Below are 12,714 nucleotides of genomic sequence, written 5' to 3'. Positions count from 1 at the left end.
TCGTCATTCAGGCAGAGGTGCAGCCCCGTCTGGACGCCTGGATGGACGCTCAGTTCGCGCCGACCGGCTTGGCCGCTTCGCGGTCCTTGCGTCGATACGCCCACACCAGGATGAGCACGCCAACGATGATCATCGGCAGCGACAGCCATTGCCCCATCGACAGTCCCATCGCCAGCAGGCCGAGGAAGTCATCCGGCTCACGGGCGAATTCCACCGTGAAACGGGCAAGGCCATAGCCGATCAGAAACACCGCAGATATGGCGCCCAGCGGACGCGGCTTGCGCGAGAAGAACCACAATACGAAGAACAGCGTGACGCCCTCGAGCGCGATTTCATACAGCTCCGACGGATGCCGCGGCAGCATGTGATATTGCGCGAAGATCTCGTTCAGATGCCACTTTGCGGCCAGTTCCGGATGCCGTGAGAGCCAGACGGCGTCGTCGTTCGATGCGCCCGGAAACATCATCGCCCATGGCGCATTCGGATCGGTGACGCGGCCCCACAGTTCACCGTTGATGAAGTTGCCCAGGCGCCCTGCGGCAAGCCCTGTGGGTACCATCGGCGCCACAAAGTCCGTGACCTGCAGCCACGAACGACCGCGCTGGTAGGCGAATAGCACCATCGCCAGCGTGACGCCGAGAAAACCACCGTGAAACGACATGCCGCCTTCCCACACCTTGAAGATGTCGAGCGGATGCGCGAAGTAATAGTCAGCCTTGTAGAACAGCACGTAGCCAAGACGGCCGCCGAAGATCGTGCCGAGTACGCCGTAGAACAGCATGTCGTCGATATCTTTGGCGGTCCAGCCTTGCGCTGCGACGTACGGCAGACGCAGGCGCAGCCGGCCGACGACAATCGCCAGAATAAATGCCACCAGGTACATCAGGCCGTACCAGCGCACGGCGAGCGGCCCTAGATGGATGGCGATCGGGTCGAAATTGGGATGAATGTGCATCGTGTTGTTATGGGCAGTTCAGGTTCAAAAGCGGATTCAATAAGGCTCAACAAGACTCGACGGTGGCCGCATGCGCCTGCACGATACCGATAAAGCCGGCCAACACCGGACTTACCTGCGCCGTGCGCCAGACCAGTCCTGTCTCGATGGCCGGCACCGATTCGCGCAGCGGCCGGTACACCACGCCGGTGCGGCGCAGATTACGCAGCGATTGCGGCACCAGTGCGACACCCATGCCGGCCGACACCAGGCTCACGATCGTCTGCATCTGGATCGCCTCCTGCGCGATACGCGGCGTTAGGCCCGCGACGCCGTAGCAATCCATAATGATGTCATAAAAGCCAGGCGCGAGACGCCGCGGGAAGATCACGAGCGGAGCATCGGCGACATCGCGCAGGCTGATTGGCGCGTCGCGCCACTCCGCGCCGGCCGATGCGCCCCGCCCTTCAACACGCGCCGCCATCTCGGACGACATGGCGATCACCAGCGGCTCGCGCGCGATCGGGAGCCACGACAATTGCGCCGCATGGCGTGGCGGCAGCGGCGCAATGACCAGCCCCGCGTCGATGCGGCCGGCCACCAGTTCCTCGATCTGCACGTCGCTGGTCGCCTCGGTCAACTGCAGACGCACACGCGGATGACGCGCCCCGAAGTCGCGCAGCAACGAGGGCAACAGACCGTAATCCGCAGTAGAAACAAACGCCAGCGACAGCAGCCCTGCCTCGCCGCGTGCGAGGCTTTGCGCGAGCGGCCGCAGCGCCTCTGCGCTGGCGAGCAGACGCCGCACTTCAGGCAGCAGGTCGGCTCCCACCTGGGTCAATTCGACCGACCGCTTGGTGCGTGCAAACAGCGCGACGCCAAGCGTCTCCTCCAGCGCACGGATCGCCTGGGACAGCGGCGGCTGTGTCATGGACAGGCGGGCGGCCGCGTGGCCGAAGTGCTTTTCTTCGGCCACGGCGATGAAATAGCGCAACTGGCGCAGATCGGGCGTAATGGGCAGCATGATCGATACATTTTACGACCTAATGGCCTGCAAATAATATATTGGACGCGCACATCGAGAAACCGCACGCTTGCGCGACGCACCACCGGCTAAACTGGACTAAGAACAACCTGGAGATCCCCATGCCGTACAACCGTCGCTCGAAGAACATCACACAAGGCGTCTCGCGCTCGCCGAATCGCTCGATGTTTTACGCCCTCGGCTATCAGAAGGAAGACTTCGACAAGCCGATGATCGGCATCGCCAACGGCCATTCGACCATCACGCCGTGCAACGCGGGCCTGCAGCGTCTCGCTGACGCCGCGGTCGTCGCCGTCAAGGGCGCTGATGCGAATCCGCAGATCTTCGGCACGCCGACGATCTCCGACGGCATGTCGATGGGCACCGAGGGCATGAAGTACTCGCTGGTGTCGCGCGAGGTCATTGCGGACTGTATCGAGACCTGCGTGCAGGGTCAGTGGATGGATGGCGTGGTCGTGATCGGCGGTTGCGACAAGAACATGCCGGGCGGCATGATCGGCCTTGCGCGCATGAATGTGCCGGGCATCTACGTGTATGGCGGCACGATCCGTCCGGGGAACTGGAAAGGCGTCGATCTGACCATCGTGTCGTCATTCGAAGCGGTGGGTGAATTCACCGCGGGAAGGATGTCGCAGGAAGATTTTGATGGGATCGAACAGAACTCATGCCCCTCCACAGGTTCGTGCGGCGGCATGTACACCGCCAACACGATGAGCTCTTCGTTCGAAGCCTTGGGCATGTCGCTGCTGTACTCGTCGACAATGGCCAATCCGGATCAGGAAAAGGTGGATTCGGCGGCTGAATCGGCACGCGTGCTGGTCGAAGCGGTCAAGAAGGATCTGAAGCCGCGCGACATCATCACAAAGAAGTCGATCGAAAACGCCGTAGCCGTGATCATGGCCACTGGCGGCTCGACCAACGCCGTGCTGCACTATCTCGCCATCGCTCACGCGGCCGAAGTGGAATGGAGCATTGAAGACTTCGAGCGCATGCGCAAGAAGGTGCCGGTGATCTGCAACCTGAAGCCGTCGGGCCAGTATGTGGCCACCGATCTGCACAAGGCAGGCGGTATCCCGCAAGTCATGAAGCTCCTGCTCGACGCAGGCATGCTGCACGGCGACTGCATCACGATCACAGGCAAGACGCTCGCCGAAGAACTGAAGGACGTGCCGGCCAAACCGCGTGCGGACCAACAGGTGATCTTCCCGATCGACAAGGCTTTGTACAAGGAAGGGCACCTGGCAATCCTGAAGGGCAACCTGGCCACGGACGGTGCGGTCGCCAAGATCACAGGTCTGAAGAATCCGGTGATCACCGGCCCTGCCCGCGTGTTCGACGACGAGCAAAGCGCGCTGGAAGCGATTCTCGCGGACAAGATCACGGCCGGCGACGTCGTGGTGCTGCGCTATCTTGGCCCGAAGGGCGGCCCCGGCATGCCGGAGATGCTCGCCCCGACTTCAGCGATCATCGGCAAGGGGCTCGGTGAGACCGTGGGCCTGATCACCGATGGCCGCTTTTCCGGCGGCACGTGGGGCATGGTAGTGGGCCACGTCGCGCCGGAAGCGTTCGTGGGCGGCACCATCGCCTTCGTGCAGGAAGGCGATTCGATCACCATCGACGCACACAAGCTGCTGCTGCAACTGAACATCGACGACGCCGAACTCGCACGCCGCCGCGCGGCGTGGCAACAGCCGAAGCCGCGTTACACGCGTGGCGTGCTCGCCAAGTACTCTGCGTTGGCGCTGCCGGCCAACAAGGGCGCAGTGACTGGCTAACGCCGCGAGCACGCTTAAGAAACACAAAGGGGCGCACGAAAAAACCGTGCGCCCCTTTCCTTTTATAATGCCTCCACCACAAGTCGGGCACCTGCACCGACGGAGACCAGAATGAAATCAACGTCGTATGCAGCACTGGCGCTTGCAGGAGTTCTCGCAACCAGCGCCCCGGCGCAGGCGGAGCCCGCACCCGGCCTCGCGCTGGCGCAGCAGCAGAACTGCATGAGTTGTCACTCGGTGAACCGTCCGTTCATGGGACCGGCTCTGCATGACGTCGCGGACAAATACGCTTCACGCGCCGACGCGGAAACCTACCTAGCCCATAAGATCATCGACGGCAGCACAGGCATCTGGGGACAAGTGCCGATGCCCGCCAACACCCAGCTCACGCCCGATCAGGCCGCAATCCTCGCCAGCTGGATCCTGACGCTGAAATAAGGCCTTCGAATTAACTAACGGTGCGGGTGGCGGGCGGCCATCGCCAGGCGCCCGGCCACCGTCACACGCTCAATGCTCAGGCGAACGCCGCCCAATTTCTTCTTCGACCGCTTCGCGCACCCAGCCGGTCATCTCCGTTTCGAGCGCCAATGCGACTTCCCGCGTGATCTGGTTGACCAGCCACGTGGTGTGATCTTGCAGCGCATCACGGCAGCGCGCTTCGATCACCGACCGCCCTTCTCCGGTGAGATAACTGGCAAACCGTCCACGCAGACGTTCGGCCAGCACGTCGGCATCGAGGCTGCGAACCGGCACGACAGGCTCGGGAGCAGTCGCGCGAGCAAAGTGAAAGGCCGAAGTGGCCTCAAAGGGAGCAGGCTCCGGCGCGCCGGCCAGTTCGAACGGCGCCGGCGGCTCGGGCAACTCGAAGGCCTCCACGTGGGCATGGGTCACGCTGTGGACGGTTACGCCGTCAGCCGGCTCCACGTCCGGCACATGCTCAGGAGCCGCCGTGCCGGCGGCAGCCCACTCGCCAGCAGCCCTGTTCTCCACGGGCGCAGCGTCGGCCTCCGCGCCTCTGAAGGGCCGCCGGTAATCGGGATTGCCCGGCACGAGGACCTCGTCGAGGACCGGTATCGAGGTGTCGAAATGAGTATCGGACGAATCGGGCACGAATAGACTCCGTCGATGAATCGGGCGATATAGCGAAGCCGCGTGGCCACCCGGCGCGGACCCTACCGGTGTGCGGCGGCGTCCAGACCCAGTGGCACGGCGACGCTAGCCGCCCTGCTTGTAGTTGTTTAGAGCATAGCCGCGATCGCGATAAAAGCGATAGCGTTCGCGGCCCGCGGACAACTCGTCTTGTGCGTTACCGACCACTTCCAGCAATCTTTCGAAGCGGGCGAACTGCGCCGGCACTTCAGCGCCCAGATTCAGCAGAACCTGATAGTGCGGCACCCGGTCGGCACTGGCTGTCAGCACAATCGGCGTTTGCGCGGCGAGCGGGCTGTCGGCGTAGCAGTGCGGCACGAAGTCGAGCGGCGAAAAGGTCCACAGCTGCTCGTCGAATGCGCGCAGCCGCGGCGGCTCGGCCAGCACGACAGTCGGCTGGCCGGCCAGGTACGCCTTGCGCGCGAGGCGGCACGCGTACAACAGCGAATCGCCGACGTTCGAGTGAAAATCGATTCTCGTCATCGGCGGGTCCGCCTCAGCGCCTCAACACGCGCATCGGTACTGCGATGGATCATTGTGCAGTGCGACCGTCAGCGGCCCTGTCGATCAGGAACTGCGACAGAAGCGGCACCGGACGGCCCGTTGCACCCTTCGCGGCGCCGCTCTTCCATCCCGTGCCGGCGATGTCGAGGTGGGCCCACGGGTACGCTTCGGTAAAGCGCGACAGGAAGCACGCCGCCGTGATGCTGCCGCCCGGACGTCCGCCGATGTTGGCGAGGTCCGCGAAGTTCGACTTCAGCAGGTCCTGATATTCCTCGTCGAGCGGCATGCGCCATGCCGGATCGGACGCTTCGCGCGAAGCGTCGAGCAGCTCACCGGCCAGCGCGTCGTCTTTCGAGAACAGCCCGCTGTTGTGGTGACCCAGAGCGATCACGCAAGCTCCGGTAAGGGTTGCCACGTCGATCACGGCTGCCGGCTTGAAGCGCTCCGCATAGGTCAGCGCATCGCACAGGATGAGACGGCCTTCCGCGTCGGTGTTCAGCACTTCGATCGTCAGGCCCTTCATGCTGGTGACGATGTCGCCCGGCTTGGTAGCGGTACCCGACGGCATGTTTTCGCAGGTCGGGACGATCACTACGAGGTTGATCTTCAGGCCCATTTCCGCAACCGCGCGCATGGTGCCGAGAACCGAACCCGCGCCGAGCATGTCGTACTTCATTTCGTCCATGCTGTCGCCCGGCTTGAGCGAAATGCCGCCAGTGTCGAACGTGATGCCCTTACCGACCAGCACCACCGGAGCAGCCTTGGCGGGGCCGCCCTGGTACTGCAGCACGATGAACTGGGGCGGTTCGACCGAGCCGCGCGTAACCGACAGGAACGAACCCATGCGCAGCGCTTCGAGCTGCTTCTGGCCGAGCACTTCGACCTTCAGCTTCCAGTCTTTGGCGAGCTTTTTCGCCGTGTTGGCGAGGTACGTCGGAGTACAGACGTTGCCCGGCAAGTTGCCGAGGTCGCGCGTCAAATCCATACCGTTGGCGAGCGCAGCGCCTTGCTTGGCAGCGACCTTGGCGGCTTTCTCGTCACCGGTGTCGACGCTGAATACGACGCGCTTGAGCGCCTTCGGCGTGGTATCCGGCTTGCTCTTCATCTGCGTGAACTTGTACGACAGTTCGCGCAGCGCGAGGATGGCCGAGCGCACGGCCCAGTCAGCCGAGCGTTCGAGGATAGGCAACTGGGCCAGCGTAAACGTGACCTGGACGATCTTGGTTGCCAGGATGGCGCGCCAGGCGGCCCGCACGGCGTCGCCGTAGGCTTTCTGGGTGAAAGCGTCCTGCTTGCCGAGGCCAACCAGCAGGACACGCGAAGCACCGATACCGGACACTTCATGAAGGAACAGCGTGGTACCGCTCTTGCCGTCCATGTCACCGGCTTTGACGATACGGGTCAGGAGACCCTTGGTGGCCGCATCGATCTCCAGTGCGGCGCCCGACAGCGTTTGCGACTCGAAAATGCCGATCACGATGCAATCGGACTTTCCAGTCAGGAACCCATTCGAGGAGCCTTTGCTCCAATCACAGGCTTTTATGCTAAAGTCCATCGCGCTTGTCCTCGGATAAAATCTGGGCTTAGGATGAAAGCCGCAATTATCCGCTATTTTTCCCGCGGCGGCTGCACGGGGCTGACGGGATGCTCCCGGACCACCCCCAAGGCACGCACTCTCTTCCTCAACAATGATCTTTGAACGCTCCCTCCAGCGCGAACTCGCGTACACGGCTGGTGCCGTGTTCATGGTTCTCCTCACGCTCGTGCTGACGACGATGATGATCCGGATTGTCGGCTTCGCCGCTTCCGGGGAGATCGATCCGCGCGACGTGCTGGTCCTGATCGGCCTGACCGTGATCGGCTATCTGGCCATCATGCTGGTCGCGACCCTGTTCGTCTCGATCCTGTTCGTCCTGACACGCTGGTACAAAGACTCGGAAATGGTGGTCTGGCTGGCCTCGGGCGTGAGTCTCACGCGCTTCATCCGGCCCATCGCCGTGTTTGCGACGCCCATCATCATCCTCATCATGTTCTTCGTGTTCGTCGGCTGGCCGTGGTCGAACCAGCAGAGCAAGCTGATCCGCGCGCGCTTCCAGCAGCGCGACGAGGTCTCACTGCTGGCGCCTGGCCAGTTCCGCGAATCGACGGTGAGCCACCGGGTGTTCTTCATCGAAAAGATGTCGCCGGACCAGTCGCGCGTCGAGAACGTGTTCGTGACCAGCACCGAAAACGGCAAGGTCAACGTGGTCGTATCGAAGACCGGCCATACCGAGACCCACAAGAACGGCGACCGCTTCGTGGTGCTTGAGAACGGCCGGCGCTACGACGGCGAGCCGGGCAAGCCGGATTTCCGCATCATGGAATTCGAGCGCTACGGCGTGAAGATCCAGAGCCAGCCGGTGATCAACGTCCCGACCACCACCGGTACGCCGACGCTCGAACTGTTACGCAACCCGAACAAGGACAATCTCGCCGAGTTTGCCTGGCGAGCCGGGTTGCCGCTGATCGCGATCAACCTGATGCTGCTGGCGATCCCTTTGGCTCACCAGAATCCGCGACGCAGCCGCACGATCAACCTGGTGATGGCAGTGCTGATTTATCTGACCTATTCAAACCTGTTGAACGTTGTGCAGTCATGGATCGAGCAAGGCAAGATGTCGTTCCCCGTGGGGCTGCTAGGCCTGCACGTGATCGTGGCAGCGATTGTGGCGTTCATTTTCTGGCTGCGGGTGCGCAATCGGCCCTTGTTTACGCGAGCGACGTTCCGACGCTCGTCGCAGGGAGCCTGACCGATGCGGATCTATGAAAAGTACTTCGCCAGTCAGGTCTACCTGTCGTTTATCTTCGTGCTGTTTGCGTTCTCGGGTCTGTTCTTCTTCTTCGACCTGATCAACGAACTGAATTCGGTCGGTCACGGCAACTACAAGTTCCAGTATGCGGTGCTGCGGGTGGCGCTGCAGACGCCGTCACGCTTCTACGAAATCATCCCGGTGGCGGCGCTGATCAGCGCGATCTACGTGTTCGCGCAGATGGCGGCGAACTCCGAGTACACGATTTTCCGGGTGTCGGGCCTCGCGACGAATCAGGCGCTGCGTTCGCTGCTGAAGATCGGTATTCCGTTGGTGATCCTGACTTACATCATCGGCGAAGTTGTCGGACCTTACACGGACCAGTTATCGGAGCGGGTGCGGCTGGAGGCGTTGGGTTCGGCGGTGTCGACCAACTTCGAGTCGGGCGTATGGGTGAAGGACACGTTGACCGCGCGCGCGGACGGCGAGCAGGTAACGCGTTTCGTGAACGTCGGCAAGCTACAGCCCGACGCCACGATCACCGACGTGCGCATCTACGAATTCGATTCGAAATTCCGCTTGTCCAACGTGCGGATTGCGCAGAGCGGCAAGTTTCAGCCGCCGGGCCACTGGTTGCTGAAGGACGTGACGGATACGCAACTGATCGACGTGCCGCCGGTCGCGGGCACGCCCCAGGATGCGCTTAATCCGGTGTACCGCGCGAGTCAGGTGACGGTGCCGGAATACTCGTTGCGCTCGGAGTTGACGCCACAGATTCTGTCGGTGCTGCTGGTGTCGCCGGACAATATGTCGATGTTCAACCTGTTCCGCTACATCCAGCATTTGCAGCAGAATCATCAGGACACGCAACGGTATGAGATTGCGTTGTGGCGCAAGCTGCTGTATCCGTTTGCGGTACTGGTGATGCTGGTGCTCTCGTTGCCGTTTGCGTATCTGCACACGCGCGCGGGCGTGGTGGGGATGAAGGTGTTTGGCGGGATCATGCTGGGGATGAGTTTCCAGCTGTTCAACACCTTGTTCTCACATATGGGGATGTTGAATACCTGGCCAGCGCCTTTGACTGCGGCGACGCCTGGGTTGGTTTATCTGGTGCTTGGGCTGGTTGGGTTGAAGTGGGTGGACCGGCATTAGGGGTGGGGCCATGGCGTTGCATGGGATTGTGCTATTTGGACATGGGGCTCGGGATCCTCGCTGGGGGGAGCCTTTTGGGCGGCTGGCGGCTAAATTGCAGAGTGCTTATGGCTCCGCCGGGCCAGTCTCGCTGGCGTTTCTTGAGTTGATGGAGCCGGATCTTTCTTCTGCTGTTGCTGCGCAGGTTTCTCTTGGGTGTTCCTCTGTTACTGTTATTCCTGTGTTCTTTGGGCAAGGTGGGCATGTTAGGAGGGATTTACCTGCGGTGCTGGATAGTTGCCGGGCTGCGCACCCTGGAGTCACTATTCATTGCTCTGATGCCGTTGGCGAAGATGATTCTGTGCTTGAGGCTGTGGCTCAGTATTGCCTTCGGCAAGTGATCGGGTGACTGTTTTTTTGTCCTCTCTCCGAGGGGGTTGCCTGCGGCGCCTTGGTTTGGCGGTTGCTCTTGCGGTGTTGGCCTTTCCTTGCGTTCTTAGTGGTCTATTAGCGATGCCCCTGTGCGGGGCGGCACTTACTTTCTTTGCCGCCGCAAAGAAAGTAAGCAAAGAAAGCGGGCTTCAAACCGCTAGCCTGTAGGTGTCCACCACTTGTGTGAACGCGGAGTGGTCCGCGCACGCAACCTGCCCTCGCACCACACCCGTTAGTGACAAAGGGCTCATCCACCCCACTCCGCACTGCGCGCGTCGCGGATGGGTCTGCAAGGGAAGGCGGGGGGTGCCGGAACACGTACGCTCCGCACATTACGGCCCCACCGAAGCGCAAGACGAAGAGGCTGCCTTAGCCAGCCGAATGCAAGCCTCAGAATATGCGCCATATAGTTAGTAAGCCTACGGATCTAGTGGAAGAACTTATGCCGCGCGAGGACTCATGCCGTACGAGCACATATGCCGTACGAAGAGTTATGCCCGACGGCGGGGCGCGCAGCGCAACGCTGGAACGGATGAGTGCTTTGTCACTAGAGGGGATGGTGCGAGGGCGGGTCGCGTGCGCGGACCACTCCGCGTTCACACAAGTGGTGGACACCTACAGGCTAGCGGTTGGAAGCCCGCTTTCTTTGCTTACTTTCTTTGCGGCGGCAAAGAAAGTAAGTGCCGCCCCGCACAGGGGCATCGCTAATAGACCACTAAGAACGCAAGGAAAGGCCAACACCGCAAGAGCAACCGCCAAACCAAGGCGCCGCAGGCAAATACCCATCAACCTTAAGCCGCACTAAGCACCGCTTCCAAAGAAGAAACCTCTTGCCCGGCCCGCGCAGCAAACCCCTGCCCGATCATCAGAAGACTAGGCTGCGAAGCATCAAGCCACTGCTGCGCGGCACCCGCAGCAAGATCAGAAAGCGTAAGTGTGAGCATCCGCTCACGAGCCGTGCTGCAAGCCTCAACAATCGCCACAGGAGTACCCCCATCGCGCCCCGCGTCGATAAGCTCCTGCGCAATCTCCGGCCCACTATCCCTGCCCATATAAAACACCAGCGAATCCGCATTCACCTGCTCACGAATCGCCTCAGTATCAGCCGCCCGGCTATGAGTAGCCAGCGCAACGCTACGAGAAACCCCTCGCAACGTCAAAGACCGCTTCAAGGCCGCCGCACTAGCCAGCGCAGCAGTAATCCCTGGCACAACCTCATATTCGATCCCCGCCGCCTCCAGCGCCCGCATCTCCTCATCGGCGCGCCCAAACAACATCGGATCCCCGCCCTTCAGACGAACCACAAGCGCGTGTTCCTGCGCAGCATCCACGATCTGCTTGTTGATGAACTGCTGCGCCGTCGACAGCTGGCCGCACCGCTTGCCCACCGCAATCTTGCGAGCATGCGGCGCGTACTCGAGCATCGCCGGTTCGACCAGCGCGTCGTGCAACACCACATCCGCCAGACCCAACAGTCGCGCGCCCCGAACCGTGATGAGATCCGCGGCCCCTGGCCCTGCACCGATCAGATACACCTTACCCATTTGCCTCAACCCCATTCGTACGGTCCGTGCAAAACCCCAAGCCGCGGGCGAGCGCCCATCTGGCGCTCCTTCAAACCCTTACGCCTTAGGCCGAAAACGCCCGGATCATTCCGGCCGCCACCGTGTGATGCGTCGCCTCGTCAATCAGCACGAATGCCCCCGTGCCCTGATGCGAGTCGTACACGTCGCACACCACAGGCTTCTGCAGCGTCAACGCCACCCGGCCAATGTCGTTCATCGTCAGATCGTGACGGTCCGTCGCGTGCGACAGCGTATGCACGTCCAGCACCTGCCTGATCGCACCGATCCGTGCAAACACGGTGTTCGTCGTCTGCTTCAACAAATACTTGCGTTGCGTCGACAAAGGCGTGTCGTCGAACCAGCACAAGTCGGCTTCCAGCTTCTTCGCCGGTTCCGGTGCCGCTTCGCGCAGCACGAACGTGTCGCCTCGCGATACATCCACGTCTTCCGCGAGGCGAATCGTCACCGTCTGGCCCGCGAATGCGCGTTCTACCTGTGCCGTGCCGCCTGGCACCGGGGCGATGATTTCCGCCACCGTCGCTTCGCGGTTAGCCGGCAGTACCACGATCGTGTCGCCCACCTTCACTTCGCCCGCTTCGATACGGCCCATGTAGCCGCGGAAATCGTCCGCCTGGCTGCCGTCCTGGCGTGCCACCCATTGCACCGGGAACCGCAGCGCCTGGCCCGTGGGAATCTCTACCGGCAACGCTTCGAGCACGTCCAGCAGCGGCTCGCCACCGTACCACGGCATGCGTTCGCTCAGCGTCACGATGTTGTCGCCCTTGAGCGCCGATACCGGCACGAAGCGCACATCGGCCAAGCCCAGTTGACGCGCCAGTTCCACATACGCGTCGCGGATTTCGTTGAAGCGCGTCTCGCTGTAGTCGACCAGGTCCATCTTGTTGATCGCCACAATCACGTGCTGCAAACCAAGCAGTTTGACGATCGCGCTATGGCGCTTCGTTTGCGGCAGCAGTTGCGCCACGCCGTCCACGAACGTGACGCGCGTGGCATCCACCAGGATGATCGCGGCATGCGCCGTCGATGCGCCCGTCACCATGTTGCGCGTGTACTGCTCGTGGCCCGGGGTGTCGGCAATGATGAACTTGCGCTTGGCCGTCGCGAAGTACCGATACGCGACGTCGATCGTGATGCCCTGCTCGCGTTCGGCTTCAAGGCCGTCCGTCAGCAGCGACAGATCGATTTCGTCGCCTACGGTGCGCTTGTTTTTAGCGCGTGACAGTGCGGACAACTGGTCCGAGAGCACCGCCTTGCTGTCGTAAAGCAGACGCCCGATCAGCGTGCTCTTGCCGTCGTCGACGCTACCCGCCGTAATGAAGCGCAGCACGCCAAGGTCTTGCGGTTGATGAATACTCATGATTTCCCTACC

12 protein-coding genes are annotated in these 12,714 nt (G+C 61.9%); 5 read left to right on the top strand and 7 right to left on the bottom strand.

The genetic code is table 11. From position 1 onward, the window contains the following. Positions 1–49: 49 nt before the first annotated feature. Positions 50–955, bottom strand: coding sequence for a prolipoprotein diacylglyceryl transferase (lgt, locus tag P3T17_RS20655; protein WP_074265505.1), 906 nt, complete (start codon positions 953–955; stop codon positions 50–52). 46 nt (positions 956–1,001) lie between these two features. Beyond that, positions 1,002–1,958, bottom strand: coding sequence for a LysR family transcriptional regulator (locus tag P3T17_RS20650; RefSeq protein ID WP_429286314.1), 957 nt, complete (start codon positions 1,956–1,958; stop codon positions 1,002–1,004). A 122-nt stretch (positions 1,959–2,080) separates the two neighbouring features. Between P3T17_RS20650 and ilvD the strand changes: the two genes are divergently transcribed. Together ilvD and P3T17_RS20640 are read left to right on the top strand one after the other, a co-directional pair. After that, positions 2,081–3,754 carry a dihydroxy-acid dehydratase gene (ilvD, locus tag P3T17_RS20645; RefSeq protein ID WP_429286315.1) on the top strand — a complete coding sequence of 558 codons (1,674 nt, stop codon included), beginning with the start codon at positions 2,081–2,083 and terminating at the stop codon, positions 3,752–3,754. 111 nt (positions 3,755–3,865) lie between these two features. Beyond that, complete coding sequence (locus P3T17_RS20640) at positions 3,866–4,192, top strand: c-type cytochrome (RefSeq protein ID WP_074265508.1); 327 nt, start codon at positions 3,866–3,868, stop codon at positions 4,190–4,192. Between the two features lie 69 nt (positions 4,193–4,261). Here P3T17_RS20640 and P3T17_RS20635 read toward each other — a convergent pair whose 3' ends face one another. From P3T17_RS20635 to P3T17_RS20625, 3 genes are all read right to left on the bottom strand, one after another. Beyond that, positions 4,262–4,864 (bottom strand): DUF2486 family protein, encoded by a 603-nt coding sequence (locus tag P3T17_RS20635; RefSeq protein WP_429408727.1) that lies wholly within the window; start codon positions 4,862–4,864, stop codon positions 4,262–4,264. Between the two features lie 105 nt (positions 4,865–4,969). Beyond that, positions 4,970–5,386, bottom strand: coding sequence for a DNA polymerase III subunit chi (locus P3T17_RS20630; protein ID WP_074265510.1), 417 nt, complete (start codon positions 5,384–5,386; stop codon positions 4,970–4,972). A gap of 49 nt (positions 5,387–5,435) precedes the next feature. Beyond that, complete coding sequence (locus tag P3T17_RS20625; protein ID WP_429408726.1) at positions 5,436–6,962, bottom strand: leucyl aminopeptidase; 1,527 nt, start codon at positions 6,960–6,962, stop codon at positions 5,436–5,438. A gap of 133 nt (positions 6,963–7,095) precedes the next feature. On the opposite strand from P3T17_RS20625, the gene lptF reads away from it, so the two are divergent. From lptF to P3T17_RS20610, 3 genes are read left to right on the top strand one after another with little or no spacing between them, the layout of a single operon-like run. Next, positions 7,096–8,196 carry an LPS export ABC transporter permease LptF gene (gene lptF / locus P3T17_RS20620; protein ID WP_074265512.1) on the top strand — a complete coding sequence of 367 codons (1,101 nt, stop codon included), beginning with the start codon at positions 7,096–7,098 and terminating at the stop codon, positions 8,194–8,196. 3 nt (positions 8,197–8,199) lie between these two features. Continuing rightward, positions 8,200–9,348, top strand: a complete 1,149-nt coding sequence (lptG, locus tag P3T17_RS20615) for an LPS export ABC transporter permease LptG (RefSeq protein WP_074265513.1) — start codon at positions 8,200–8,202, stop codon at positions 9,346–9,348. Positions 9,349–9,358: 10 nt separating this feature from the next. Next, complete coding sequence (locus P3T17_RS20610) at positions 9,359–9,736, top strand: sirohydrochlorin chelatase (RefSeq protein ID WP_429408725.1); 378 nt, start codon at positions 9,359–9,361, stop codon at positions 9,734–9,736. Between the two features lie 814 nt (positions 9,737–10,550). Here P3T17_RS20610 and cobA read toward each other — a convergent pair. After that, positions 10,551–11,303 carry a uroporphyrinogen-III C-methyltransferase gene (gene cobA / locus P3T17_RS20605; protein WP_429408856.1) on the bottom strand — a complete coding sequence of 251 codons (753 nt, stop codon included), beginning with the start codon at positions 11,301–11,303 and terminating at the stop codon, positions 10,551–10,553. An 85-nt stretch (positions 11,304–11,388) separates the two neighbouring features. Further along, the gene (locus P3T17_RS20600; RefSeq protein ID WP_429408724.1) at positions 11,389–12,702 is read right to left on the bottom strand and encodes a sulfate adenylyltransferase subunit 1; all 1,314 of its coding nucleotides are present in this window, start codon (positions 12,700–12,702) and stop codon (positions 11,389–11,391) included. Between the last annotated feature and the right edge of the window lie 12 nt (positions 12,703–12,714).

Source organism: Paraburkholderia sp. GAS82 (assembly GCF_050436285.1).
Lineage (GTDB): Bacteria > Pseudomonadota > Gammaproteobacteria > Burkholderiales > Burkholderiaceae > Paraburkholderia > Paraburkholderia phenazinium_B.
This window is presented reverse-complemented; position numbering and strand designations above follow the sequence as displayed.